Here is a 26,166-nt window from a genome sequence, read left to right on the forward strand (position 1 = left end):
GTCCCGCGGTTCCGGGACGGCTGGCATAATAGCGGTTTACCTCTTTTTCTCGACCGGCAAACGATCGATCTGCCCGCGGCACGGCAGCGCATCGGTTTGCCCATTTATCTTTGGGCGGTTCCATCATGTCCGGCAATACTCTCGGCACGCTTTTCACTGTCACGACCTTCGGCGAATCGCACGGTCCCGCGATCGGCTGCGTGATCGACGGCTGCCCGCCGGGAATGGGGCTGACCGAAGCCGACATCCAGCTCGAGCTCGACCGCCGCAAGCCCGGCACGTCGCGGCACGTGACGCAACGGCAGGAGGCGGACGAGGTCGAGATCCTGTCGGGCGTGTTCGAAGGCGTGACGACCGGCACGCCGATCGCGCTGCTGATCCGCAACACCGACCAGCGCAGCAAGGACTACGGCAACATCGTCGAGACGTTCCGTCCCGGCCATGCCGATTACACGTACTGGCAGAAGTACGGCATCCGCGACTACCGCGGCGGTGGCCGCTCGTCCGCGCGGCTGACCGCGCCGCTCGTCGGCGCGGGTGCCGTGGCGAAGAAGTGGCTGCGCGAGCGCTTCGGCGTCGAAGTGCGCGGCTACATGAGCAGCCTCGGCGAGATCGACGTGCCGTTCGTCGACTGGTCGCACGTGCGCGAGAATCCGTTTTTCTCACCGAATGCGGCGGTCGTGCCGGAGCTCGAGGCGTACATGGATGCGCTGCGCAAGGAGGGCGATTCGATCGGTGCGCGCATCGACGTCGTCGCGTCGGGCGTGCCGGTCGGCTGGGGCGAGCCCGTGTTCGACCGTCTCGATGCCGATATCGCGAAGGCGATGATGAGCATCAACGCGGTGAAGGGCGTCGAGATCGGGGCGGGCTTCGACAGCGTCGCGCAGCGCGGCTCCGCGCACGGCGACGAGCTGACGCCGGGCGGTTTCGTCGGCAACCATGCGGGCGGCGTGCTCGGCGGGATTTCGACGGGGCAGGACATCACCGTGTCGATCGCGATCAAGCCGACGTCGAGCATCCGCACGCCGCGCCGTTCGATCACGAAGGCAGGCGACGAGGCGACGGTGGAAACGTTCGGCCGTCACGATCCGTGCGTCGGCATTCGTGCGACGCCGATCGCCGAGTCGATGCTCGCACTGGTGTTGATCGATCACGCGCTGCGCCATCGCGCACAATGCGGCGACGTCGAGACGTCGACGCCGAAGATCGCCGGTAGCGCGACCTGACACAAGCGGGCGGGGCGGCGCGCCTCGCGAACGCGCAGGGAAGGCAAAACGGGGCGCTGCTTCAGGCAGCGCCCCGTTTCGTTTGTGGCGATCGACAAAAAGCGCACCGCTCGCGGCGGCGCGTCGTGGCGGATTACATGTTCGGGTAATTCGGCCCGCCGCCGCCCTCGGGCGTGACCCACACGATGTTCTGCGTCGGGTCCTTGATGTCGCAGGTCTTGCAGTGCACGCAGTTCTGCGCGTTGATCACCAGCCGGTCGCTGCCGTCGTCGTTCTTCACGAACTCGTACACCGCCGCCGGACAGAAACGCCCCTCCGGCCCCGCATACGTGCGCAGGTTCACGTTCACCGGCACGCTCGCATCCTTCAGCGTCAGGTGCGCCGGCTGGTTCTCCTCGTGGTTCGTGTTCGAGATGAACACCGACGACAGCCGGTCGAACGTCAGCTTGCCGTCCGGCTTCGGGTATTCGATCGGCTCGCACTGCGACGCCGGCTTCAGCATCTCGTGATCCGCATGCTTGTGGTGCAGCGTCCACGGCACGTTGCCGCCCATCACCTTCTGCTCGAGCCCGACCATCAGCGTGCCCAGGTACAGGCCCTTCGCCATCCACTGCTTGAAGTTGCGCGCGCGGTACAGCTCCGTGTACAGCCACGACTGCTTGAACGCGTCCGGGTACGCGTTCAACTCGTCCGACTGGCGGCCGGCCTGCACCGCGTCGAACGCCGCGTCCGCCGCCAGCATGCCGGTCTTGATCGCCGCGTGGCTGCCCTTGATCCGCGATGCGTTCAGGAAGCCCGCGTCGTCGCCGATCAGCGCGCCGCCCGGGAACACCGTCTTCGGCAGCGACAGCAGGCCGCCGGCCGTGATCGCGCGCGCGCCGTACGACACGCGCTTGCCGCCTTCGAGGAACGCGCGGATCGACGGGTGCGTCTTGTAGCGCTGGAATTCCTCGAACGGCGACAGGTACGGGTTCGTGTAGCCCAGGCCCACCACGAAGCCGACCACGACCTGGTTGTTGTCCATGTGATACAGGAACGAGCCGCCGTAGGTGTCGGACTTCAGCGGCCAGCCGGCCGTGTGGATCACGAGGCCCGGCTTGTGCTTGGCCGGATCGATTTCCCACAGTTCCTTGATGCCGATCCCGTATGCCTGCGGATCGGCGTTCGCGTCGAGCTTGTACTTCGCGATCAGTTGCCGCCCCAGATGGCCGCGGCAGCCTTCGGCGAACAGCGTGTACTTCGCGTGCAGCTCCATGCCGAGCTGGAAGTTCTCGGTCGGCTCGCCGTCCTTGCCCACGCCCATGTTGCCGGTGGCGACGCCCTTCACGGAACCGTCGTCGTTGTAGAGGATCTCGGCGGCCGGGAAGCCGGGGAAGATCTCGACGCCCAGCGCTTCGGCCTGCTGGCCCAGCCAGCGCGTGACGTTGCCCAGCGAGATCACGTAGTTGCCGTGGTTCTTGAAGTTGTCGGGCAGCGCCCAGTTGGGCGTGGTGACCGCGCTGCTCTCAGACAGGAACAGGAAGCGGTCTTCCGTCACCTCGACGTCGAGCGGCGCGCCGCGTTCCTTCCAGTCGGGGAACAGTTCGGTGATCGCGCGCGGGTCCATCACCGCGCCCGACAGGATGTGCGCGCCGATCTCGGAACCCTTCTCGAGCACGCACACGCCGATCTCGGTGCCTTTATCGGCGGCCAGCTGCTTGAGCCGGATCGCCGCCGACAGCCCGGCGGGGCCGCCGCCGACGATCACGACGTCGTATTCCATCGATTCGCGCGGGCCGTATTGCTCGATGAGGCTTGCGGGGGTCATTGGCGTTCCTCTAACCGTTAGAATGCTTTTATTCGGGAGCGTATTGTCTGCGAAACGAAACGCTTGCCGCAACAACATGCGGCTAGATTAGCACGATCGTTCTATTTTTTGTGCTAGGGTAATGCCGTTCGGGCTGTGCCGCCCGGGCTGGCGAAACGACATCGAAAGGGGATGTGCAAATGGGTCGATCGATCAATCTGGAAGGCAAGGTTGCGCTGGTCACGGGCGCGTCGAGCGGCCTCGGGCAGCGCTTTGCACAGGTGCTGTCGCAGGCCGGCGCGAAGGTCGTGCTCGCGAGCCGCCGGGTCGAGCGCCTGAAGGAGCTGCGCGCGGAGATCGAGGCGGCGGGTGGCGCCGCGCACGTCGTGTCGCTCGACGTGACCGACGTCCAGAGCATCAAGGCCGCGATCGCGCATGCGGAGACGGAGGCCGGCACGATCGACATCCTCGTGAACAATTCGGGTGTCTCGACGATGCAGAAGCTCGTCGACGTCACGCCGGCCGATTTCGAGTTCGTGTTCGATACCAACACGCGCGGCGCATTTTTCGTCGCGCAGGAAGTCGCGAAGCGGATGATCATGCGCGCCAACGGCAGCGGCAATGGCAAGCCGCCGTGCCGGATCATCAACATCGCATCGGTGGCCGGGCTGCGCGTGTTCCCGCAGATCGGGCTCTACGCGATGAGCAAGGCCGCGGTCGTGCAGATGACGCGCGCGATGGCGCTCGAGTGGGGGCGCCACGGAATCAACGTCAACGCGATCTGTCCGGGCTATATCGATACCGAAATCAATCATTACCTGTGGGAAACCGAGCAGGGCCAGAAGCTGCAGTCGATGCTGCCGCGCCGGCGCGTCGGCAAGCCTCAGGATCTCGACGGGCTGTTGTTGCTGCTCGCGGCCGACGAGTCGCAGTTCATCAACGGCTCGATTATCTCCGCCGACGATGGCTTCGGCCTCGCCTGAGCGGATGACACCCGGCAACGAAGAAGACTGCAATGAGCGCAACAAGCGATTACTCCCCCGTATTTGAGATGTCGATGCCGATCCGCTGGGGCGACATGGACGCGTTCGGCCATGTGAACAACACGGTCTATTTCCGCTACATGGAGCAGGCGCGGATCTCGTGGTTCGAGGAACTCGGCATTGCCGGCGGCAACGGCGAAGGGCAGGGGCCCGTCATCGTCACGGCGTCGATGGAATTCCTCAAGCAGCTGCACTATCCGGGTGACGTGATCGCGAGGATGTCGGCCGCGAAACCCGGCCGGAGCAGCTTCGACACCGGCTTCGAGCTCACGCGCGCGGACGATCCGCAGCACGTCTATGCACGCGGCAAGGCGCGCTGCGTGTGGGTCGACTATGCGCTCGGCAAGTCGGTGGAACTGCCGCCACTGCTGCGCGACACGATCGAGCGCGCACTCGCGACGAAAATCGACTGAGCGGCGAGTCCGGCGCCGCGCGCCGGCGAGCCGCCATGCCCGTCGTTACCCGAATCGGCCGCCCTGTGCGGCCGATCGTCATTCGGGCGCCGCCACGCGACAAGCGTTCACTGCCCGAGCAGGCGCTGCACCAGCTCCGGCGTGTTGTTCGTGCCGTATTTGCGCATCAACCGTGCGCGGTAGATGTCGACCGTGCGCGAACTGATGTCGAGCACGCGCCCGATCTGCTTGCTGGTCTTGCCGGTCGCGAGCTGCGCGGCGATCTCGCGCTCGCGCGGGGTCAGCTCGACGGCGACGCGGCGCGTCGCGCTCAGATCCTCGAAGGTCCAGACGCCGGCCGCGAGCGGGGCGGTGCGGTCGAGCGCGCGGCCCGTCACGTGGCACCAGAACAGCTCGCCGTCCGCGCGCTTCATGATTCTGTCATCCGAGTAGATGCCGTTCGCGGCCATCACGCGCGCGATTCGCTCGCCGATGCGCTGGAATTCGTCCGTCGACGGATAGAGCACCTCGTACGATTTTCCGATGAGATCGGCCCGCGCGCAGCGGAAGATCGACGCAAGCGCATCGTTGCAATCCTCGATCACGCGGTCGCGCGACAGCACGAGGCCGAGCGGCGCGAGGTGGAAGGCAGTCTGGTAATCGAGAGCGGGCATGGCGCAGGCAAGCGGAGGCAAACGCTTATGTATTTTTGCGTATTGTGCCGCATCCGCGCCGCATCGTACCCTTTCAGGCATCTCGCGGTGGTTTGCCGCGACATAAAAACAGCGCGCTTCGACGCAGGCAGGGCCGCGCATGCATAGAATGATGCGGCGGGCTTGCGGCCCAGGTGGGCGCGTGAACCGGTTTTGCTGGTTTCCATAGAGGAAGGGACAACTGATGAACAAAGTCTATCCAAGCGCGGCTGCCGCGCTGGAAGGGATCGTCCGCGACGGACAGACCTTCGCGGTGGGCGGCTTCGGCCTGTGCGGGATTCCGGAGGCGCTGATCGCGGCGTTGCGCGATTCGGCGGTCAAGGGCATCACCTGCATCAGCAACAACGCGGGCGTCGACGGTTTCGGCCTCGGCCTGCTGCTGGAAACGCGCCAGATCAAGAAGATGATCTCGTCGTACGTCGGCGAGAACAAGGAGTTCGAGCGTCAGTACCTGGCCGGCGAACTCGAACTCGAATTCACGCCGCAAGGCACGCTCGCCGAGAAGCTGCGCGCGGGCGGCGCGGGCATTCCCGCCTTCTTCACGAATACCGGCTACGGCACCGTGATCGCGGAAGGCAAGGAAACGCGCCAGTTCGGCGATCGCCACTACGTGCTCGAGCCGTCGCTGACGGCCGACGTCGCGCTCGTGAAGGCGTGGAAGGCCGACAAGTCCGGCAACCTGATCTACCGCCGCACGGCGCGCAACTTCAATCCGATGTGCGCGATGGCCGGCAAGATCACCGTGGCGGAGGTCGAAGAGATCGTCGAAAACGGCGAACTCGATCCGGACCATATCCATACGCCCGGGATTTTCGTGCAGCGCATCGTGCTGAACGCGACGCCGGAAAAACGCATCGAACAACGCGTCGTACGCGCGAAAGGAGACTGACATGGCCTGGAATCGTGACCAGATGGCCGCGCGCGCGGCGAAGGAACTGCAGGACGGCTTCTACGTGAACCTCGGCATCGGCCTGCCGACGCTCGTCGCGAACCACGTGCCGGAAGGCGTCGAGGTGTGGCTGCAGTCGGAAAACGGCCTGCTCGGCATCGGCCCGTCGCCGACCGAAGACGAAGTCGACGCCGATCTCATCAACGCCGGCAAGCAGACCGTCACGACGCTGCCGGGCTCGTCGATCTTCTCATCGGCCGACTCGTTCGCGATGATCCGCGGCGGCCACATCAATCTCGCGATCCTCGGCGCGATGCAGGTCAGCAAGCAGGGCGACCTCGCGAACTGGATGATCCCCGGCAAGATGATCAAGGGGATGGGCGGCGCGATGGACCTCGTCGCGGGGGTGGGGCGTGTCGTCGTGCTGATGGAGCATGTCGCGAAGGGCGACCAGCACAAGATTCTCGAAGAATGCAACCTGCCGCTGACGGGTGTCGGCGTGGTCGACCTGATCATCACCGATCTGGGTGTGATCGAAGTGACGCCGTCCGGCCTGAAGGTTCTCGAACTCGCCGACGGCGTGAGCGCGGACGAGATCCAGGCGAAGACGGGCGCACCGCTCGACGTCAGCGCGGTGGCCTGAGCGTCGCCTCGTTGCGTCGTCCCCGACGCCCCGCGTTCCCAACGGAACGCGGGGCGTTTTGTCGTGCGCGCTTGCGTCACGCGATGGTGCCGCCGCCGTCGATCAGCACCGTCGAGCCGGTCGCATAAGGCGTCGTCGCCAGATACAGGATGGCATTCGCGACATCCTCCGGCTGGCCGACCCGGCGGGCCGGAAGGCGCTGCGCGGCGCCGGCGTACAGGGCGTCGCGCGCATCGGATGCGAGCTTGTCCCACAGCGGCGTCGCGATCAGGCCGGGCGACACGGTATTCACGCGGACCGGCGCCAGCTCGAGGGCCAGGCCGCGCGCCAGCGCCTCCAGCGCCGCATTGATCGCCCCTTGCAGCACCGACGACGCGCTCGGCCGCGCACTGAGGAAACCCGACACGAACGTCAGCGAACCGCCGGGCGCGATATCGATCGCCCGCGCGACGCGATATGCGCCCCAGAACTTGCTGTCCATCGCAGCCTGCGCGTCGGCCAGCGGCAGTCCGCGAACCGGGCCCGTGGCCGTCCTTGCCGCTGAAATCACGACGTGGTCGAACTGGCCGGCGCGCGCGCAGAAGGCCTCCACGTCCGCGGTATCGGTGATGTCGAGCGTTTCGTATCGCACGTGTGCGCCGGCCCCGGCATCGATCGCGATCCTGCCCGGGTTGCGCGAGGCGATCGTCAGGATCGCGCCGTGTCGCGCGAATGCCGTCGCGGCAGCGGCGCCGATGCCGGAGCTTCCTCCGACGACGAGTACTTTCTTTCCGTGAAGCAGGTCAGTCATGACGATTTTTCCTGGTTGAAAGGGGGAGGGGCGTCCGCTCAGATCGTTTCGGTTTCGCGCAGCGTCGACGGGCCGTGCAGCGCGAAGCGCGCAATGTCGTCCTTGCGCATGAATGCGACACCGGGGTGAGATCGAGCGTAGTGCAGGAAGGCGTCCCATGCGCGGACCATTTGCGGCGTGCCGCTGATCCGGTCATGCGCGCTGATCGACATCAATCTGCGCCGCTGTCCGGCCTCCGCGTACAACTGGTCGAAATCGAGCTTGATCTGCTCGAGGAACATCGTCGGCGAGTAGTTGCGGCCTTCGATCAGCAGGATGTCGTTGTTGCGCAGCGTGTACGGGACCACCACGAAATCGCGACCGTCGACGCTTTCGATGAAAGGCTCGTCCCGGCTGACGTCGTCGATGTGATACGTGTAGCCGAGTTCCTGCAGCAACGACAGCGTATGGGGGCCGCGCCGCAGCCAGTTGCAGTTGTAGCCGATCGGGCGCTGACCGGTCACCGCTTCGACCATGTCGCGGGCTTCGGTCAGGAAGCGGCGCTCGTCGTCGCGGCTCATCGCGAATTGCGCACGCCAGGTCGGCCCGTGGGCGGCGGCTTCGTGGCCGCGCGCCACGATTTCGCGCGCCAGTTCGGGGTGCCGGCGCGCGGCCTCCCCGATCATGTGCGACGTGACTTTCACGCCATGCCGGTCCCACAGGTCGAGCAGGCGAGGAATGCCTTCCCGGTAGCCATAGGCGAACCAGGTGGCCGACGCGAGATCGACCGGCACGGACGGCGGAAACGCGACGGCGGGAAAGGGGCTGTCCGCCCCGCTGGGCGGCTGGCCGCCCGCCTCGAACTGCATCGAGATCGAGATGACCAGGCGCGCGCCGTCCGGCCAGAACGGCGCGGCGTCCGGCGTGGGGCGCGCCGGAATCGGGGCGGCCGTTGCCGGCCGGGACGCGCCGGCCATCACCGCGGCGCCGGCCGCGAGCCCGGCGCCGGTCTGGGCCAGAAATCTGCGGCGCGGCAGGTGCGTCGCATGAGGGTCGTGATCGTGAGTCATTGCGTTCCTCCGTCAAGCGACCAGTCCGAGCTGACGCATCAGCGTCAGGTTGTCCTCGATGTGCCAGTTTTCCGCGATCCGGCCGTGGTCGATCCGGTAGATATCGGTCGCGATGAAGTCGATTGCCTGTCCGCGCCCGGCCGTTCCGTTGAACGTGCCGGTGAAATGCCCGCGAAAGTGCAGGTGGACGACGACGCGGTCGCCCGCGACGATCATCTGTTCGATGTCGCAATGCAGATCCGGAATCGCGCCGCGCATCGTGCGCGAGGCCGCGAGCGGTCCCGGAATGCCCTGTTCCCGGCCGGGCGGCAGCGTCCGGTCGGTGAAGTCGGCGGCGAGCGCGGTGCGGGCGAGATCGGCGTCGCCGGTATCCCAGAAGGTGCCGTAGCGGCGCGCGGCCAGTATCTGCGCCCGGGCCTGCGCAGCCGGCACGCCCTCGGCCACGGTCAGGCTGCGCGGCGCGACGAGGTCTGCCGCACGGGACGCGGCGGGCAACAGTGCCACGACGCAAGCGGCCGCGGCGAGTACCGGCGCGACGGGGCGGGTGATCGAACGAAGGCGGATCGACATGGTTTCGGAGGTCCTGTGAATGGCGTCGTGCGACGACGCGGAACAGGTATGGTAGGTTTCCGTTTTGGATGCAAATACGGGCGAACGGCGAATGGATTATTCGAAAAAAGGAAAGACTGGGATGCGGCGGGCGACCGGATGCTGATCGACGATCTTCCTGCGCTCGATACTTTCGCGAGGATCGTGTCGGCCGGCAGCCTGTCGGCGGCCGCGCGCGAACTCGATTTGTCGTTGTCCGTCGTCAGCAAGCGGCTTGCGCAGCTCGAGTCGCAGCTTGGCGTGCGCTTGCTGCACCGGACGACCCGGCAGCAAACGCTGACCGACGAAGGCGCGCAGTTTCACGCCCAGGTCCTGCGCATCCTGGCCGAAGTCGATCGCGCCGAAACGCTGATGCGCGATCGTCGCGGCACGGTCAGCGGCGTGCTGCGCGTGACGGCGCCCGGCGAGCTCGGCCGTCTGCGGATCGCGCCCGTCGTGGCGGCGTTTCAGCAGCGGCATCCGCAACTGACCGTGCAGTTGCTGCTGACCGACACGGTCGTCGACCTGCTCGCCCATGACATCGACGTCGCCGTGCGGATCGGCAATCTCGCCGATTCGACGATGATCGCGCGCGAGCTGGCGCCGAATCATCGCGTGCTGTGCGCGTCGCCGGGCTATCTCGCGGCGCACGGGGCGCCGGCCCATCCGGCCGAGCTGCGCGAACATCGATGCATCGTGATGGGCGACCAGCCGCGTGCCGAATGGCGGTTCGACGGCGCCCAGGGCGGGGTCGCCGTCGAGGTGGCGGCCGCGCTGCTGACGAACGACGGCGGTGCGGCGCGTACGCTGGCGCTGGAAGGCGCGGGTATTGCGCTGAAGTCGATCTGGGACGTCGGCGCCGATCTCGATGCCGGCCGGCTCGTGCGCGTGCTGCCGGCTTTCGCGGCGTCCGCGGCGCCGCTGCATGCGGTCTATCCCGGCGGCCGCCACGTGCCGCTGCGCGTGCGCACCTTCGTCGAGTTCCTGCGCGAGCAGTTGCGCGCGGCGTGGCGCCGAGCCGATTGAGCCTCCGTCCCGTGCGGTGCGCCGCGGGCGCGGCGCCCGTTGTTCGGAAGCGGTTTACAATCGTTCGCATCGGGCGTCGCAAGCGTTGCCCCGCGCGTCGCCCCCGTTCGACAGGATGCCAACGATGCCAACGACCCCAGCGAATCCTCCGGTTCCCCGCCAGCGGCGCGTGCAGTGTGCGAGTGCCGCCGGCCTTCACCACGTCGCCTATACCGAGTGGGGCGATCCCGCCAATCCGCGCGTGCTCGTCTGCGTGCACGGCCTGACGCGTTCCGGGCGCGATTTCGACCGGCTCGCCGCCGCGCTGTCCGATACGTATCGCGTCGTCTGCCCCGACATCGTCGGGCGCGGCCGGTCGGACCGTCTGGCCGACCCGCGGCTCTATGCGATTCCGCAGTACGTGGCCGACATGGTGACGCTGATCGCGCGGCTCGACGTCGAATCGGTCGACTGGTTCGGCACGTCGATGGGCGGCCTGATCGGCATGGCGCTTGCGGGGCTGCCCGGTTCGCCGTTGCGCCGGATGATCGTCAACGACGTCGGGCCGCGCATCGAGCCCGATTCGCTGACACGCATCGGCGAATACCTCGGCGTGCAGCCGCGCTTCGACACCGAGCAGGAGGGGATCGACTACCTGACGTCGCTGTCGCTGCCGTTCGGCGCGCTGAGTGCCGACGAGTGGCGCGAGATCAACGGGCCGCTGCTGCGCGAGCTGCCCGAAGGCGGCTGGACGATGCGCTACGATCCGCGCATCGCCGAGCCGTTCAAGGCGACGACGCCCGAACTGGCCGCGCTCGGCGAGGCCGCGCTGTGGCGTGCGATCGAGACGACGGACGCATCGCTGCTCGTCGTGCGCGGCGAGACCTCCGACCTGCTGTCGCGCGAGACGGTGGCCGACATGGTGCGTCGCGGCCGACATGTGACGCACGTCGAGATTCCGGGGGCGGGCCACGCGCCGGCGTTCGTCAGTGCCGACCAGATTGCACTTGCGCGGCGGTTTTTCGTCGAAGGCCGCGCATAAACGCGTCATAATATGCGGTTCGGCGGCACGTGGGCCGTGCCGCCGTCCGATTCTCCCTTCACTCACGACCGGAACATTCCATGGCAGTCATTCGTCACCACGTCGGGGCCCGTCTCTCCGAAACCGCGATCCACAACGGTACCGTGTATCTGGCCGGCCAGATCGCCGAAGACACCACGCAGGACATCAGGGGCCAGACGCGCGAAGTGCTCGGCCACATCGACCGTCTGCTCGCCGAAGCGAACAGCGACAAGGCGCATCTGCTGTCGGTGCAGATCTACATCTCGGATCTGGCGAACTTCGACGGCATGAATGCGGAGTGGGACGCGTGGGTCGCGCAGGGCAACACGCCGCCGCGCGCCACCGTCGAGGCGAAGCTCGCGGATCCCGCGCTGCTCGTCGAGATCGTGGTCGTTGCCGCGCAGCGGAGCTGAGCTGGGCTGGGCCACACCCGACGATGACCGCATTCCGCCAGGCCGTGCAATGACCGAATCCGTTTCCGCTTCCCCTGTCGCGGCACCGTCGTTCGACGACGTGCTGGCGTTCGTGCGCGAGCGGGCCGGCGACGCGCGCCTGTCGTCGGGCGAACTGCTCGCCGATCACTCGGCCGGCACGGCGGCGATCATGCGCACGCTGAACGTCGATCCGTCCGCGATGCAGGCCGCCGCGCTGTTCGTGCTGACGCCGCACTTGAGCGACCCCGAGCGCGAGCTCACCGAGCGTTTCGGCGAAGAGGTGGCGCGGCTCGTGTCCGACGTGCGCAAGCTGTTGCGGCTCGGCACCGTGAGCCTGCGCGCCGCGCAGAACGCGAAGCCCGACACGGGGCGCGACGCGGCGGAAGAGCGGCGCACGCAGATCGAGGCGCTGCGCAAGATGCTGCTCGCGTTCGCGCAGGACATCCGCGTCGTGCTGATCCGGCTCGCGTCGCGGTTGCAGTCGCTGCGCTATTACGCGGCCGCGAAGATCGAGCCGCCGCCCGACGTCGCGCGCGAGACGCTCGAGATCTATGCGCCGCTCGCGAACCGCCTCGGTATCTGGCAACTGAAGTGGGAGCTCGAGGATCTCGCGTTCCGCTTCGAGGATCCCGTCACCTACAAGCGGATCGCGAAGCTGCTCGACGAGAAGCGCATCGAACGCGAGGCATACGTCACGCAGGCGATCGGGCGGCTGCAGCACGAGCTCGCGGAAGCGAACATCCAGGCCGACGTGAGCGGCCGGCCGAAACATATCTACAGCATCTGGCGCAAGATGCGCGGCAAGGAACTCGATTTCTCCGAGCTGTACGACGTGCGCGCGTTTCGCGTGATCGTGCCGGACATCAAGGATTGCTACGCGGTGCTCGGCATCGTGCATCACCTGTGGCAGCCGGTGCCGAAGGAATTCGACGACTACATCTCGCGACCGAAGCCGAACGGCTACAAGTCGCTGCATACGGTCGTGATCGGCGACGACGGCCGCGCGTTCGAAGTGCAGATCCGCACGCAGGAGATGCACCGCTTCGCCGAGTACGGCGTGGCCGCGCACTGGCGCTACAAGGAGGCCGGCGCGCGTGGTTACGGCGGCCAGTTCTCGGCGAGCGACAAGTACGACGAGAAGATCGCATGGCTGCGCCAGTTGCTGGCGTGGAAGGACGACGTCGAGGACGGCGCCGAGGTGTCGGGCGACCAGGCGTGGGCGCAATTGCGCGAGACGTCGCTCGATGACGACCACATCTACGTGCTGACGCCGCAGGCGCGCGTGATCGCGTTGCCGCAGGGGGCGACGCCGGTCGATTTCGCGTACCACCTGCACAGCGAACTCGGCCATCGCTGCCGCGGCGCGCGCGTGGACGGCGTGATGGTCCCGCTGAACACGTCGCTCGCGAACGGCCAGACGGTCGAGATCGTCGCGGTGAAGGAGGGCGGGCCGTCGCGCGACTGGCTGAACGCGCAGCTCGGCTACCTGAAGAGCCCGCGTGCGCGGCAGAAGGTGCGTGCGTGGTTCAACTCGATCGAGCAGGAGGAAAACGTCGCGCATGGCCGGGCGCTCGTCGAAAAGACGCTGCAGCGCGAAGGCAAGACCTCGGTCAACCTGGACAACCTCGCGGCGAAGCTCGGCTTCAAGTCGCCCGAGGAGCTGTTCTCGGTCGTCGGCAAGGAAGAATTCAGCCTGCGCAATGTCGAGCACGCGCTGTCCGATGCGCCGCCGCCGGAGCCGGCGCCCGAGGCGCCCGCCGATTTCGAGAAGCGCAGCAGCGGCGCGAGCGTCGCGCACGGCGCGTCGACCGGCGTGCTGGTGGTGGGCGTCGATGCGCTGCTGACCCAGCTCGCGCGTTGCTGCCGTCCCGCGCCGCCCGATCCGATCAGCGGGTTCGTCACGCGCGGCAAGGGCATGTCGATCCATCGCACCGACTGCCCGACGTTCCGCCGGATGGTCGAGCGCGCGCCGGAGCGCGTGCTGCAGACGACCTGGTCGGCTGACGTGCTCGGCGGGCGCGGCGCGTCCGTCTATCCGGTCGACCTGATGATCGAGGCGAGCGACCGGCAAGGGTTGCTGCGCGACATCTCCGAAGTGTTCGCGCGCGAGAAGATCAACGTGGTGGGCGTGAAGACGCAGAGTCGCCGCAATGCGGCATTCATGCAGTTCACGGTCGAGGTGTCGAATTCGGCGCAGGTGCAGCGCGCGTGCACGCTGCTCGGCGAGGTGCAGGGCGTCGTGCGGGCGGGTCGCAAGGCGTGATGTGGGGTTGAAACACGGTTGTTTTGCTGCGACTGCATAAAACACTTGCCAAGCCGGTAGCCGCTCCATATAATCTTAGCTTCTCTAGGCTCGTAGCTCAGCTGGTTAGAGCACCACCTTGACATGGTGGGGGTCGTTGGTTCGAGTCCAATCGAGCCTACCAACGAATTGAGAATGCCTGGTCTCCGGGCGTTCGATGCAGTAAAGAACTCAACGCGAACAAGGCGAATACGGTTATGACACCGCGAACGTTGACCGAAACGACTTCGGAGCGACGCTAGTCGAGGAACGTTTTCGCCCTTTCAGTTTGAGTGAAGTATCGAATGCGGCCCCTCGAAAGCGGGGCCGCATTTTTTTTGTCGCGAAATTTTCACGCGTGATTTCTGATCTCGCGTTCCTGGTCTGCCGCCCACTGTCGGCATCACGGAGATTGCCATGGTTTCGATACGCTTGCCTGACGGCTCAGTTCGACAATACGAGCATCCGGTGACAGTTGCCGAGGTCGCGGCCTCGATCGGTCCCGGTCTTGCGAAGGCTGCGCTTGGCGGCAAGCTCGATGGCGAGCTCGTTGATACGTCCACGGTGATCGACCGCGACGCGTCGCTCGCGATCATCACGGACAAGGATGCCGACGGTCTCGACATCATCCGTCACTCGACCGCGCACTTGCTCGCGTATGCGGTGAAGGATCTGTATCCGGACGCGCAGGTGACGATCGGCCCGGTGATCGACAACGGCTTCTATTACGACTTCTCGTACAACCGGCCGTTCACGCCGGAAGATCTGGAAAAGATCGAAAAGCGCATGCAGGAGCTCGCGAAGAAGGACGAGCCGGTGACGCGCCGCGTCGTGTCGCGCGACGAGGCGGCCGGTTACTTCCGCAGCATCGGCGAGAAGTACAAGGCCGAGATCATCGAGTCGATTCCGCAAAGCGACGAAATCAAGCTGTACTCGCACGGCGGCTTCACCGATCTGTGCCGCGGCCCGCACGTGCCGTCCACCGGCAAGATGAAGGTCTTCAAGCTGATGAAGGTCGCGGGCGCGTACTGGCGCGGCGATTCGAAGAACGAGCAGCTGCAGCGCATCTACGGTACGGCCTGGGCGAAGAAGGAAGATCAGGACCAGTACCTGCACATGCTCGAGGAAGCGGAAAAGCGCGATCACCGCAAGCTGGGCAAGCAGCTCGACCTGTTCCACATGCAGGAAGAGTCGCCGGGCATGGTGTTCTGGCATCCGAAGGGCTGGGCGCTGTGGCAGCAGGTCGAGCAGTACATGCGCCGCCGCGTGAACGACGCCGGCTATCTCGAGATCAAGACGCCGATGATCATGGACCGCTCGCTGTGGGAGGCGTCGGGCCACTGGCAGAACTACCGCGAGAACATGTTCACGACGGAGTCGGAGAAGCGCGACTACGCGATCAAGCCGATGAACTGCCCGGGCCACGTCCAGGTGTTCAAGCACGGCCTGCGCTCGTACCGCGACCTGCCGCTGCGTTACGCGGAATTCGGTTCGTGCCACCGCAACGAGGCATCGGGCGCGCTGCACGGCCTGATGCGCGTGCGCGGCTTCGTGCAGGACGATGCGCACATCTTCTGTACGGAAGACCAGTTCATTTCGGAATCGATCGCCTTCAACACGCTGGCCATGAGCGTGTACAAGGACTTCGGTTTCGAACACATCGACATCAAGCTGTCGCTGCGTCCCGATCAGCGCGCGGGCACGGACGAGACGTGGGATCGCGCCGAGCAGGGCCTGCGCGACGCGCTGACGGCCTGCGGCCTCACGTGGGAAGAATTGCCGGGCGAAGGCGCGTTCTACGGCCCGAAGATCGAGTACCACATCAAGGACGCGCTTGGCCGTTCGTGGCAGTGCGGCACGCTGCAGCTCGACATGGTGCTGCCGGAGCGCCTCGGCGCCGAGTACGTGGCGGAAGACAACAGCCGCCGCCGGCCGGTGATGCTGCACCGCGCGATCGTCGGGTCGATGGAGCGTTTCCTGGGCATTTTGATCGAGCACCATGCTGGTGCAATGCCGGTTTGGCTCGCGCCGTTCCAGGCAATTGTGCTCAATATTGCCGAAAGTCAGGCCGAATATGCGCAGTCCCTGGCCCAAACGTTGCAAAAACAAGGGGTTAGAGTGGCGGCCGATTTGCGCAACGAGAAGATTAGCTATAAAATACGCGAGCACACGCTGGAAAAGGTGCCTTATCTCCTCGTCGTGGGCGATAAGGAGCGTGATGCGCAAACGGTAGCCGTGCGTGCCCGTGGCGGCGTCGATCTTGGCGTAATGCCGGTCGAAGCCTTCGTTGAGCGTCTGCAGGAAGACCTGCGCTCGTTCAAGTAACCGCCCTGGCAGCGCGGCTCGTTTTTTTAATTTTTAGAGGAAACGTAACATCGCTACTGATAAGTCGTCGCACCGCATCAACGGTGAAATCACTGCGCCGGAAGTGCGTCTGGTCGGGATCGAGAACGAACCGCTCGGTATCGTAAAACTCGCTGATGCTTTCCGTAAATCGGAAGAACTGGATGTTGACCTGGTGGAAATCGCGCCGCAAGCGGTTCCCCCGGTTTGCCGTCTGATGGATTACGGCAAGTTCAAGTACCAGGAATCGAAGAAGCAGCACGAGGCGAAGCTCAAGCAGAAGGTCATCCAGGTCAAGGAAGTCAAGTTCCGCCCGGGTACCGATGACGGTGACTACAACGTCAAGCTCCGCAATCTCGTGCGCTTCCTCGAAGAAGGCGACAAGACGAAGATCACGTTGCGTTTCCGCGGCCGTGAAATGGCTCACCAGGAAATCGGTATGCGGATGCTTGAGCGTCTGCGCACGGATCTCGAGGAAGTCGGTCAGGTCGAGCAGATGCCGAAGATGGAAGGGCGCCAGATGATCATGGTGCTCTCGCCGAAGAAAAAGAAGTAACGGGCCCGCGCGCGTTGCGCGCGAGTTCGGCAGTGGTTCGGCGCGTGGCCCGGTCAGGGCGGCGCGCCAACAATGACGGTGGCTGCGCAAGCGGTCCGCCGTACACAAGTGGACTGGGTTTCGAAGGGCGGGTCAAGGGCGCAAGCCAACCGCACACCCATCGCCATCTAATAAACTGGAGTTGTTCGTCATGCCTAAGATGAAGACCAAGAAGAGCGCTGCAAAGCGCTTCGTGGTGCGTCCGGGCGGTACCGTCAAGCGCGGTCAAGCCTTCAAGCGCCACATCCTGACCAAGAAAACCACGAAGAACAAGCGTCACCTGCGCGGCGCAACGGCAGTTCATGATTCCGATCTGAACTCCGTCCGCGCAATGCTGCCGTTCGCGTAACCCCTCAACTGATACTCTAAGGAGAGAAACATGCCTCGAGTCAAACGTGGGGTAACCGCACGGGCCCGCCACAAGAAGATCATCAACCTGGCCAAGGGTTATCGCGGCCGCCGCAATAACGTCTACCGCATCGCCAAGCAGGCGGTGATGCGCGCTGGTCAGTACGCGTACCGCGATCGCCGCAACAAGAAGCGTGTGTTCCGCGCACTGTGGATCACGCGTATCAACGCGGCAGTTCGTCAGCACGACATGACCTACAGCGTGTTCATCAACGGCCTGAAGAAGGCGTCGATCGAACTCGACCGTAAGGTGCTGGCTGACATGGCGGTGTTCGACAAGGCTGCTTTTGCTGCGATCGTCAAGCAGGTGAAAGCCGCCGTTGCAGCCTAATTGCGAAATTAGCACTGCGTGGTTAGTTGCAGCGATGTTCCGGTAGTTTCGGCCGCTGTAGCGAAAACGGGGCTCTTCCGAGCCCCTTTTTTGTTTGGTGGGGCAGTTTCGCTCGCCAAGACCGAATGACGTTGGAAATGATGGGATCTATGGATCTGGACCAGATTGTCGCCGACGCGCAGCAGTCCTTCGAACAGGCTGCCGACATCACCACGCTCGAAAACGAGAAAGCACGATTTCTCGGCAAGTCGGGTGCGCTGACCGAGTTGCTGAAGGGCCTCGGCAAGCTCGATCCCGAAGCACGCAAGACCGAAGGCGCACGCATCAACGTCGCGAAGCAGCAGGTTGAAGCCGCGCTGACCGCCCGTCGCCAGGCACTGGCCGACGCGCTGCTGAATCAGCGCCTCACTGCCGAAGCGATCGACGTGACGCTGCCCGGCCGCGGCGCCGGTGCCGGCAGCCTGCACCCCGTGATGCGCACGTGGGAGCGGGTCGAACGGATTTTCGGCTCGATCGGTTTCGATGTGGCCGATGGCCCCGAAATCGAGACCGACTGGTACAACTTCACGTCGCTGAACAGCCCGGAGAACCATCCGGCGCGTTCGATGCAGGACACCTTCTACGTCGAAGGCAAGGATGCCGACGGCCGCCAGTTGCTGCTGCGCACGCACACGAGCCCGATGCAGGTGCGTTATGCGCGCATGAACCGTCCGCCGATCAAGGTGATCGCGCCGGGCCGCACGTATCGCGTCGACAGCGATGCGACCCACTCGCCGATGTTCAATCAGGTCGAGGGGCTGTGGATCGACGAAAACATCAGCTTTGCCGACCTCAAGGGCGTCTATACCGACTTCCTGAAAAAATTCTTCGAGCGCGACGACATCCTCGTGCGCTTCCGTCCGTCATATTTCCCGTTCACGGAACCGTCGGCCGAGATCGACATGATGTTCGAGCAAGGCAAGAACGCCGGCAAGTGGCTCGAGATTTCCGGTTCGGGGCAAGTGCATCCGACCGTGATTCGCAACATGGGCCTCGATCCCGAGCGCTACATCGGCTTCGCGTTCGGCAGCGGCCTCGAGCGCCTGACGATGCTGCGCTACGGCGTCCAGGATCTGCGGCTGTTCTTCGAGAACGACCTGCGTTTCCTGCGCCAGTTCGCATAACGCCGCCCGCCGCGCCGACCTGTGCCCGCGCACGCCCCGACGGACGATCCGACGGGGCCCGGGCGTCGATCTAACCTGTTTCGAACGTAGACATCCATGCAATTCCCTGAATCCTGGTTGAGAACCTTTGTCGACCCGCAGCTGACGACCGACGAACTGTCGCACGCGCTGACGATGGCGGGGCTCGAAGTCGAATCGCTGAGCAAGGCTGCGCCGCCGACGTCGAAGATCGTCGTCGGCCGCGTGCTCGAAGTCGTCAAGCATCCGGATGCGGACAAGCTCAATGTCTGCCAGGTCGACGCCGGCACCGGCGCGACGCTGAACATCGTCTGCGGCGCGCCGAACGTCGCGCCCGGCATCAAGGTGCCGGTTGCATTGGTCGGCGCCGAACTGCCGCCGGCGGAAGAGGGCGGCAAGCCGTTCGCGATCAAGCTGTCGAAGCTGCGCGGCGTGGAGAGCCAGGGGATGCTGTGCTCGGCACGCGAGCTGAAGCTGTCCGAGGACCACAGCGGCCTGCTGATCCTGCCGGAAGATACGCCGGTCGGCCAGGATATCCGCGAGACGCTCAATCTCGACGACACGATCTTCGAAATCAAGCTGACGCCGAACAAGGCCGACTGCCTGTCCGTGTTCGGTATCGCGCGCGAGACGGCCGCGATCACCGGCGCGCCGCTGACGCCGGTCGACATCCGTCCGGTGCGCGTCGAGCTCGACGAAACGCTGCCGGTGCGCATCGCCGCGCCCGATCTGTGCGGCCGCTTCTCGGGTCGCGTGATCCGCGGCGTGAACGCGCGCGCGAAGACGCCGCAGTGGATGGTCGAGCGTCTCGAGCGCTCGGGCCAGCGCAGCGTGTCCGCGCTCGTCGACATCTCGAACTACGTGATGTTCGAACTCGGCCGCCCGTCGCACGTGTTCGATCTCGACAAGATCCACGGCGGCATCGAGGTGCGCTGGGGCAAGCGCGGCGAATCGCTGAAGCTGCTCAACGGCAATACCGTCGAACTCGACGAAACGGTCGGCGTGATTTCGGATGCCGCCCAGGTCGAAAGCCTGGCCGGCATCATGGGCGGCGACAGCACGGCCGTCACGCTCGACACGACCAACATCTATCTCGAAGCCGCGTTCTGGTGGCCGGACAGCATCCGCGGCCGTGCGCGCAAGTACAACTTCTCGACCGATGCGGCGCATCGCTTCGAGCGCGGCGTCGATTACGCGACGACCGTCGAGCACGTCGAGCGCATCACGCAGCTGATTCTCGAGATCTGCGGCGGCAAGGCGGGCCCGGTCGACGATCAGTCGGTGAACCTGCCGCAGCGCGCACCGGTGAAGATGCGCGTGTCGCGTGCGAACCGCATCATCGGCGTGAAGATCGGCGCCGACGAGATCGCCAGCATCTTCACGCGCCTCGGCCTGTCGTTCGAGCGTGAAGACGACGCGTTCCTCGTCACGCCGCCGTCGCACCGCTTCGACATCGAGATCGAGGAAGACCTGATCGAGGAAGTGGCGCGCATCTACGGTTTCGAAAAGATTCCGGCGCGCCCGCCGGTCGCGACGAGCGAAATGCGCGCGACCAACGAGACGCGGCGCTCGATCCACGACATCCGTCACGCGCTCGCTGCGCGCGACTACGCGGAAACCGTCAACTTCAGCTTCGTCGATGCGGAGTGGGAGCACGATTTCGCCGGCAACGACAACCCGATCAAGCTGCTGAACCCGATCGCGAGCCAGCTTTCGGTGATGCGCACGACGCTGTTCGGCAGCCTGGTCGCCGTGCTGCGCCACAACCTCAACCGTCGCGCCGATCGCGTGCGCGTGTTCGAGTCGGGCCGCGTGTTCCTCGCCGATCCGTCGGTGAAGGCCGGCGAACTGGCGGTCGAGGGCCATGCGCAGCCGAAGCGTGTCGGCGCGCTGGCATACGGTCCGGCTGTCGACGAGCAGTGGGGCGTCGCCACCCGCGCGGTCGATTTCTTCGACGTGAAGGGCGATCTCGAAGCGCTGCTGGCGCCGTCGGCCGGGCGCTTCGTGAAGGCCGAGCATCCGGCCCTCCATCCGGGCCGCAGCGCACGCATCGAAGTCGATGGCCGTGCGGTCGGCTGGATCGGCGAGCTGCACCCGCGCCTGATGCAGAAGTACGAGTTGCCGCACGCGCCGGTGATGTTCGAGATCGACGCGGACGCGCTGATTGCGCGTGCGCTGCCGGCGCCGACCGAGGTGTCGAAATTCCCGCCGGTACGACGCGATATCGCCGTTGTCGTCGATCAGGCGGTCGAGGTTCAGGCACTTTTCGACGAAATGAAGAAGGCACTTGCCGAAGAGGCCTGCCGATTCGTTCAGAAGGTTGTACTCTTCGACGAATTTCGTGCAAAATCAAATACTTCCGGTGGCCTTGCCGCGCACGAGAAGAGCCTTGCCTTCCGCGTGACGCTGCAGGACGCGGCTGGCACGCTACAGGACGAGGTCGTCGACCAGGCGATCCAGACGCTGGTCGAGCGGATGGCTCGCGCCGGTGCGCGCCTGCGCGGCTAAGGAGAGGGCCCGCCCGTTCGCGGGCGGCTCTTTTCCATCGTAAGTTTTGATTCAACGCGCTGTATGGCAGATATGAACGACATGACCTCGAGTGAATTCGAAGCCCTCCTGACGGCGCAACGCAGCGCCATGAACCGCGACGCCTCGGCGCCGGCGTCCCCCGAGACGCCCACGCTGACGAAGGCGGAGCTGGCGGAGCTGCTGTTCGACAGCGTCGGGCTGAACAAGCGTGAAGCGAAGGACATGGTCGAGGCGTTTTTCGAGGTGATCCGCGACGCGCTCGAAAACGGCGAAAGCGTCAAGCTGTCGGGATTCGGCAATTTCCAGTTGCGCGACAAGCCGCAGCGTCCGGGCCGCAATCCGAAGACGGGCGAGGCGATTCCGATCGCGGCGCGCCGGGTGGTAACCTTCCACGCGAGCCAGAAGCTGAAGGCGCTGGTCGAAAACGGCGCGGAGTAAGCGCCGCACGCAGCAGTCTCCGCGCGGCCGCCGCGCACCCTTACCGACGGTTAACCGACGATGACCACCACGGTTGAGAAAGTCGTTTTGCCTCCGATTCCCGCGAAGCGCTACTTCACGATCGGTGAAGTCAGCGAACTGTGCGGGGTCAAGCCGCATGTGCTGCGTTATTGGGAACAGGAATTCACCCAGCTGCGGCCGGTGAAGCGGCGCGGCAATCGTCGGTATTACCAGCATCACGAAGTGCTGCTGATCCGGCGGATCCGCGAGTTGCTGTACGAGCAGGGATTCACGATCAACGGTGCGCGCAACCGGCTCGATTCGCCGGGTAGCCCGCGGGGCGCGGCGGAACCGGTCGAACCCGAGCTGCAGGCCGCCGATGCGCGTGCATCGGGCAAGCCGGGCGTAACGGTCGACGTCATCGCGCTGCGGCAGGCGCTGCTCGACGTGATCGACGGACTGAAGCACGACTGAGCGCGACGCGCGAACGAGATCGAGGGAAAAGCCCGGTTGGCGATACGCCAACCGGGCTTTTTTCATCGGTGCCGCATACGCGCATCAGCGCGACGCGAGCGGATTCTTCCGGCCCATGTCGACGACCAGCGTACCGTCCGGCAGCATCCGCACCGAGCCCTGCGCGACCTGGCTGCGATAACCGTACAGGTCGAAACGCATCGGGCCGGCCTCGGCCGAATTGCGGATCAACGCGCGTACGTTCAGTTCGAGCACGTTGAACATCTTCATGTCGCCGCCTTCCATCCACATGTAGCTCGGCGCATCGATCTGCGGCCGCTTCGGCGCCGGTGCGCCGGCCGCGCGCCGGAACGTGAGCCGCAGCCCGTCGCGCTCGACCGTGGCTTGCCCGAGCTTGCCGTTCAGCACCGGCGGCGGGAACACGGTGTACTGGTCGAGCACGAGCGTGTCGCCGCGCAGCGCCGCGCCGCGCCGCTGCAGCGGCGTCAGCGACGCAAGCTCGATGCCGAGCGAGCGCAGGAGCTTCGCCTGCGGAATGCCGAGCACCGACACCTGCGTCGGCCTGAACGCGAGGTGCCGGTCGTCGAGCACCGTCAGCGAGCCTTTCATGTCGGTCGGCAGCCAGACGCCCGGCACGTGATTCCACAGCTTGATGCCGCCCTGGACACGCAGGTCCTGGCCGTCCGCGCTCAATTGCAGGTCGTTCAGCGAACGCGGCGAGTAGTCGAGCAGGTAGTTGTTGAACAGCGCCGACATCGCCTTCCACGACTCGACGACCGTGCCGCCGAGAATGCGGATGTCGTACTGGTTCGGATCGTCGAGATCGACGGGCTCGCCGGGGCGCTTCGATACGAGTTCGACGTCGAGATCCTCGACATGGAAGCCGATGTCGCCGGACAGGTTGAAGTCGACGTTGCGCAGATGGATCGTCGGGTTGCGGTTCGAGACGTGCCGTTCGTTGAATGGCGTGGTCGACGTGCGCCGCATCGCGACCTTCTGCATGCCCGGGCGCGCCGCGTCCGCGGCGAGCGCATAGGCTTCCCAGTGCTGGCGCACGTCGCGCAGCGCAGTCTGCTGCGCGGCAAGGAAACTGTCGTTCAGGCGCGCGGTCGCGTTGCCGAGCAGCGCGCCGCTGGCCGGGCCCGTGTACGAAGGCATCCGGATCGCCATCGCACCGCTTTCGTCGAAATTGAAATAGCCGGCCGACACCTGGTCGCGATAGTGATACAGGTCGAACACGAACGTCTGGTCGCGCTTCGACGGATCGACCGGGCCGATCAGGATGTCCGCGTTCATCGGCATCGAGCGCATGAACTTCACGTCGCCGCCGCGGATGTACATCGCCTGTTGCGGCGCATTCGCGGGCATTGCGAAGCCGGCATGCGTGCCGTCGTCGAGCGTCAGGTCGAGGCCGGCCGGCGTCACGCGCAGTGCGGTGAGGGTGATCTTCAGGCGCGGCGGCGGCATCAGCTTGTCGACCGCCATCACGAGATCGTCGCCGGCAAGCTGCGCGATCGGCGTCTGGACCTTCAGCAGGTCGGCCATTTTCACGTTGGCCGCGCGCATGACCGGTTGCGCGTTGATCCCCGACACGCGCACGCCGGTCGGGTGGAAGACGAGCTGGCTGCCGTCGCGGATCGCGAGCGTGCCGGTCAGCGAGAACGGCACCCAGCCGTCGCGCTGCATCTCGCCTTGCAGATGGATCACGCCGTCGCCGGCCGATACGGCCAGCTTGCGCAGCGGCGCGTTGCGGTAGCCGAAGATGTAGGTGTTGAAGAGGGCGGTCAGCTTGGCGTTGTCGAGCGTGACCGTGCCTTCGTGCACGTCGATCTCGAAGCTCGTCGGATCGTCGAACACGATCGGCGCGCCGGCCTGCGTCGGCACGAGCGTGGCTGACAACTGATGGATGAAGAAGCCGAGGTTGTTGACGATGCGGAAATCGACGTCGCGCAGGAACGTCATCGCGCCGTTCTGGCCCGAGTCGCGCAGCGTGAACGGGCGCGGCTGGGTGAGGCTGATCGATGCGAGCGACGGCACCGTGCGCGCGATCTGCTGCTCGTGCGCGAGGCGTTCGGCTTTGGTGCGTTCGATCTTCGTTGCCGCGATCGACGTGTTGCTGTCGCGCTGCGCGGCCGATTCCGCGCAGCCGGCGCACAGCAGGGCGAGCGCCAGCGCACCGCAGCCGAACACACGGGCGGGCGTGCGCGACGCCGGGCCGGCCGCGCGTGGCAGGCCGGAAAACCAGTCGAAAATTGCCAAAGGCGAGCGATGGCCGCGCCGGACCGGATTCCGCATCGTCTGTCTCCATGTCTTGTCGTGATCGACGGCGGCGCGCGCCACTGGACGGCGCGAGCGTCGATGCCGTGCAGTGTGTCATAGCGCGCTAGAGCGGCGTTACCAAACAACGGGCGCGCGGGCGCGGGGCGCCGGCGCGCTGCGGGACAATGGATTCGCGGTGGTCGCGCGGCCGGATCAAACGGTCGTTTGGTTTTTGCCGGGCGCCCGTCGGCGTCTTTTTGCGCGACCGGGCAAATCCGCCGCGAGCCTTGGCCGGCGCGGGTTTGCCCGGATGGGCGACACGGCCGCCGGTCAGACCAGCTGCTGCTGCCGGATCGTGCTCTGCGCGGCCGGGTCGAGTTGCAGGCCGTGCTCGATATACGACGCCATCGAGTCGTACGAAGCCGTGACCTGATCGAATGCCGCCTCCTGTCTCGCGCAACGCCGCAAAGCCGGGCGGGCCGGGTTGACCGGCGTGCAGTCGGACGGTTCGCCGGGCGCGTCGATCTCGCGCCGGCCAGCCGCACGGTGGCGATGGGCGACGCATCGGCCATCGTCCCTTTCGATGAGGGCCGCATGCGGGAAGGGGCGGCCCGGGCCGTGCATCAACGGATACGCTCGGTGTTGACGGCGGGGTAAGATCGGCATCAGTGGCGGGTTCGATCACAACACGTTGGTCATCACGGGGAAGCGCCATGGACCTGAAGGAAGTCGACGTACTGGGTGCGGGGGCAGGCGATCACTGGTACTACGCGTCGAAGGCGAGCGCGATCCGACGGTTCCTCGGCGGGGCGGGCGCGCACCGGATCCTCGACGTCGGGGCAGGGTCCGGCTTTTTCTCGAAGCACCTGCTGGAACGCACGCAGGCATCGGAAGCGTGGTGTGTCGATACGAGCTACGCCGACGATACCGACGAGGAGACGGCCGGCAAGCCCATCCACTTTCGGCGGTCCGTCGAACGGTTCGATGCCGATCTCGTATTGCTGATGGACGTGCTCGAGCACGTCGACGACGATGTCGGCCTGCTGACGCAGTACGTGAGGGGCGCGCCTTCCGGCAGCCGGTTCCTGATCACTGTGCCGGCGTTCCAGTTCCTCTGGAGCGGCCATGACGATTTTCTCGAGCACAAGCGCCGGTATACGCTCGGCGGTCTCGAGGCCGTGGTGCGTCGCGCGGGGCTCGACGTCGAGCACGGCGCCTATTACTTCGGCCTCACGTTTCCGCTGGCGGCGGCGTTGCGGCTCGGCGAGCGGGTGCGTCGACAGCCACGCGAGCCGGCATCGCAACTGCGCCGTCACCATCCGCTCGTCAACGGCCTGCTCAAGACGATCTGTCGTATCGAGTTGCCGATGTTCCGCTTCAACCGCGTCGCCGGATTGACGGTCATCTGTGTCGCGCGCAAGCGGTGAGTGCGATGCGAGGACCGCGTGGTCGGCGCGTGGCGCGCGCTGTCATGCGCGGGGGACGGACGCATGCATCAGGTGTCGTCAAGCTAGGAAATTTCACAAGAACATTCACAAAATGCATGCGACCCGATTCTAAATCGGAGAAGTGTCTGTTATACTTTTCTTCTTTCGGGGCGTAGCGCAGCCTGGTAGCGTACCTGCATGGGGTGCAGGTGGTCGGAGGTTCAAATCCTCTCGCCCCGACCAGACAAAGAACCCGCGTCAGTTCAGGCTGACGCGGGT

General features: G+C 65.6%; 25 protein-coding genes and 2 tRNA genes. 20 read left to right on the forward strand and 7 right to left on the reverse strand.

From position 1 onward, the window contains the following. Window positions 1-125 precede the first annotated feature (125 nt). Entirely contained in the window at window positions 126-1,226 is a 1,101-nt protein-coding gene (aroC, locus tag VXM69_RS27040) for a chorismate synthase (RefSeq protein ID WP_034191153.1), read from the forward strand. Between the two features lie 133 nt (window positions 1,227-1,359). Here aroC and VXM69_RS27045 read toward each other — a convergent pair whose 3' ends face one another. Then, a complete protein-coding gene (locus VXM69_RS27045; RefSeq protein WP_367189533.1) occupies window positions 1,360-3,033 on the reverse strand; it encodes an electron transfer flavoprotein-ubiquinone oxidoreductase in 1,674 nt (557 codons plus the stop codon). 179 nt (window positions 3,034-3,212) lie between these two features. Here VXM69_RS27045 and VXM69_RS27050 point away from each other — a divergent pair, with 179 nt between their 5' ends. Next, window positions 3,213-3,995 carry an SDR family oxidoreductase gene (locus VXM69_RS27050; RefSeq protein ID WP_034190169.1) on the forward strand — a complete coding sequence of 261 codons (783 nt, stop codon included), beginning with the start codon at window positions 3,213-3,215 and terminating at the stop codon, window positions 3,993-3,995. A gap of 32 nt (window positions 3,996-4,027) precedes the next feature. Then, window positions 4,028-4,468 carry a thioesterase family protein gene (locus VXM69_RS27055; RefSeq protein WP_034190168.1) on the forward strand — a complete coding sequence of 147 codons (441 nt, stop codon included), beginning with the start codon at window positions 4,028-4,030 and terminating at the stop codon, window positions 4,466-4,468. A gap of 107 nt (window positions 4,469-4,575) precedes the next feature. Here the strand turns inward: VXM69_RS27055 and VXM69_RS27060 are convergent, their stop codons facing one another. Next, window positions 4,576-5,121 (reverse strand): LuxR C-terminal-related transcriptional regulator, encoded by a 546-nt coding sequence (locus tag VXM69_RS27060; protein WP_034190167.1) that lies wholly within the window; start codon window positions 5,119-5,121, stop codon window positions 4,576-4,578. Between the two features lie 223 nt (window positions 5,122-5,344). On the opposite strand from VXM69_RS27060, the gene VXM69_RS27065 reads away from it, so the two are divergent. Both VXM69_RS27065 and VXM69_RS27070 read left to right on the forward strand, forming a co-directional pair. Continuing rightward, window positions 5,345-6,049 carry a CoA transferase subunit A gene (locus VXM69_RS27065; protein ID WP_021162428.1) on the forward strand — a complete coding sequence of 235 codons (705 nt, stop codon included), beginning with the start codon at window positions 5,345-5,347 and terminating at the stop codon, window positions 6,047-6,049. A gap of 1 nt (window position 6,050) precedes the next feature. Further along, complete coding sequence (locus VXM69_RS27070; protein WP_034190166.1) at window positions 6,051-6,692, forward strand: CoA transferase subunit B; 642 nt, start codon at window positions 6,051-6,053, stop codon at window positions 6,690-6,692. A gap of 76 nt (window positions 6,693-6,768) precedes the next feature. Here the strand turns inward: VXM69_RS27070 and VXM69_RS27075 are convergent, their stop codons facing one another. From VXM69_RS27075 to VXM69_RS27085, 3 genes are read right to left on the reverse strand one after another with little or no spacing between them, the layout of a single operon-like run. Then, window positions 6,769-7,482, reverse strand: coding sequence for an SDR family oxidoreductase (locus tag VXM69_RS27075; RefSeq protein WP_059557846.1), 714 nt, complete (start codon window positions 7,480-7,482; stop codon window positions 6,769-6,771). A 38-nt stretch (window positions 7,483-7,520) separates the two neighbouring features. Further along, a complete protein-coding gene (locus tag VXM69_RS27080; RefSeq protein ID WP_124669176.1) occupies window positions 7,521-8,531 on the reverse strand; it encodes a polysaccharide deacetylase family protein in 1,011 nt (336 codons plus the stop codon). Window positions 8,532-8,543: 12 nt separating this feature from the next. Next, window positions 8,544-9,101 (reverse strand): ester cyclase, encoded by a 558-nt coding sequence (locus tag VXM69_RS27085; RefSeq protein ID WP_049029773.1) that lies wholly within the window; start codon window positions 9,099-9,101, stop codon window positions 8,544-8,546. A 138-nt stretch (window positions 9,102-9,239) separates the two neighbouring features. Between VXM69_RS27085 and VXM69_RS27090 the strand changes: the two genes are divergently transcribed. From VXM69_RS27090 to VXM69_RS27150, 13 genes are all read left to right on the forward strand, one after another. Next, window positions 9,240-10,145, forward strand: a complete 906-nt coding sequence (locus VXM69_RS27090; protein ID WP_034190177.1) for a LysR family transcriptional regulator — start codon at window positions 9,240-9,242, stop codon at window positions 10,143-10,145. 124 nt (window positions 10,146-10,269) lie between these two features. After that, the gene (locus tag VXM69_RS27095; protein WP_034190162.1) at window positions 10,270-11,166 is read left to right on the forward strand and encodes an alpha/beta hydrolase; all 897 of its coding nucleotides are present in this window, start codon (window positions 10,270-10,272) and stop codon (window positions 11,164-11,166) included. Window positions 11,167-11,246: 80 nt separating this feature from the next. Then, window positions 11,247-11,600, forward strand: coding sequence for a RidA family protein (locus VXM69_RS27100; RefSeq protein ID WP_034190161.1), 354 nt, complete (start codon window positions 11,247-11,249; stop codon window positions 11,598-11,600). Window positions 11,601-11,649: 49 nt separating this feature from the next. Then, entirely contained in the window at window positions 11,650-13,884 is a 2,235-nt protein-coding gene (locus VXM69_RS27105) for a bifunctional (p)ppGpp synthetase/guanosine-3',5'-bis(diphosphate) 3'-pyrophosphohydrolase (protein WP_034190160.1), read from the forward strand. Window positions 13,885-13,970: 86 nt separating this feature from the next. After that, window positions 13,971-14,047: transfer RNA gene (locus VXM69_RS27110), tRNA-Val, on the forward strand. A 272-nt stretch (window positions 14,048-14,319) separates the two neighbouring features. Continuing rightward, window positions 14,320-16,227: a threonine--tRNA ligase gene (gene thrS, locus VXM69_RS27115; RefSeq protein WP_367189534.1), complete on the forward strand. Its 1,908-nt coding sequence runs from the start codon at window positions 14,320-14,322 to the stop codon at window positions 16,225-16,227. 49 nt (window positions 16,228-16,276) lie between these two features. Continuing rightward, window positions 16,277-16,801: a translation initiation factor IF-3 gene (gene infC, locus VXM69_RS27120; RefSeq protein ID WP_071734130.1), complete on the forward strand. Its 525-nt coding sequence runs from the start codon at window positions 16,277-16,279 to the stop codon at window positions 16,799-16,801. A 190-nt stretch (window positions 16,802-16,991) separates the two neighbouring features. Then, entirely contained in the window at window positions 16,992-17,189 is a 198-nt protein-coding gene (gene rpmI / locus VXM69_RS27125; protein ID WP_004191477.1) for a 50S ribosomal protein L35, read from the forward strand. A gap of 30 nt (window positions 17,190-17,219) precedes the next feature. After that, complete coding sequence (gene rplT / locus VXM69_RS27130) at window positions 17,220-17,579, forward strand: 50S ribosomal protein L20 (protein WP_004192938.1); 360 nt, start codon at window positions 17,220-17,222, stop codon at window positions 17,577-17,579. Between the two features lie 149 nt (window positions 17,580-17,728). After that, on the forward strand, window positions 17,729-18,742 hold the full coding sequence (gene pheS, locus VXM69_RS27135; RefSeq protein ID WP_034190158.1) for a phenylalanine--tRNA ligase subunit alpha: 1,014 nt from the start codon (window positions 17,729-17,731) through the stop codon (window positions 18,740-18,742). Between the two features lie 96 nt (window positions 18,743-18,838). Continuing rightward, a complete protein-coding gene (pheT, locus tag VXM69_RS27140) occupies window positions 18,839-21,268 on the forward strand; it encodes a phenylalanine--tRNA ligase subunit beta (RefSeq protein WP_069705251.1) in 2,430 nt (809 codons plus the stop codon). Window positions 21,269-21,340: 72 nt separating this feature from the next. Continuing rightward, window positions 21,341-21,727, forward strand: a complete 387-nt coding sequence (locus VXM69_RS27145) for an integration host factor subunit alpha (protein WP_034190156.1) — start codon at window positions 21,341-21,343, stop codon at window positions 21,725-21,727. A gap of 60 nt (window positions 21,728-21,787) precedes the next feature. Next, a complete protein-coding gene (locus VXM69_RS27150) occupies window positions 21,788-22,201 on the forward strand; it encodes a MerR family transcriptional regulator (protein ID WP_049033775.1) in 414 nt (137 codons plus the stop codon). 84 nt (window positions 22,202-22,285) lie between these two features. Here the strand turns inward: VXM69_RS27150 and VXM69_RS27155 are convergent, their stop codons facing one another. Both VXM69_RS27155 and VXM69_RS27160 read right to left on the reverse strand, forming a co-directional pair. Further along, window positions 22,286-24,496 (reverse strand): lipoprotein, encoded by a 2,211-nt coding sequence (locus tag VXM69_RS27155; RefSeq protein WP_034190176.1) that lies wholly within the window; start codon window positions 24,494-24,496, stop codon window positions 22,286-22,288. 294 nt (window positions 24,497-24,790) lie between these two features. Next, complete coding sequence (locus tag VXM69_RS27160; RefSeq protein WP_367189537.1) at window positions 24,791-25,087, reverse strand: hypothetical protein; 297 nt, start codon at window positions 25,085-25,087, stop codon at window positions 24,791-24,793. Window positions 25,088-25,173: 86 nt separating this feature from the next. Here VXM69_RS27160 and VXM69_RS27165 point away from each other — a divergent pair, with 86 nt between their 5' ends. Beyond that, on the forward strand, window positions 25,174-25,887 hold the full coding sequence (locus VXM69_RS27165; protein ID WP_124608019.1) for a methyltransferase domain-containing protein: 714 nt from the start codon (window positions 25,174-25,176) through the stop codon (window positions 25,885-25,887). Between the two features lie 166 nt (window positions 25,888-26,053). Then, window positions 26,054-26,130 (forward strand) — tRNA-Pro (locus VXM69_RS27170). The last annotated feature ends 36 nt before the right edge of the window (window positions 26,131-26,166 follow it).

This window comes from Burkholderia sp. Ed8 (genome assembly GCF_040761425.1).
Lineage (GTDB): Bacteria > Pseudomonadota > Gammaproteobacteria > Burkholderiales > Burkholderiaceae > Burkholderia > Burkholderia seminalis.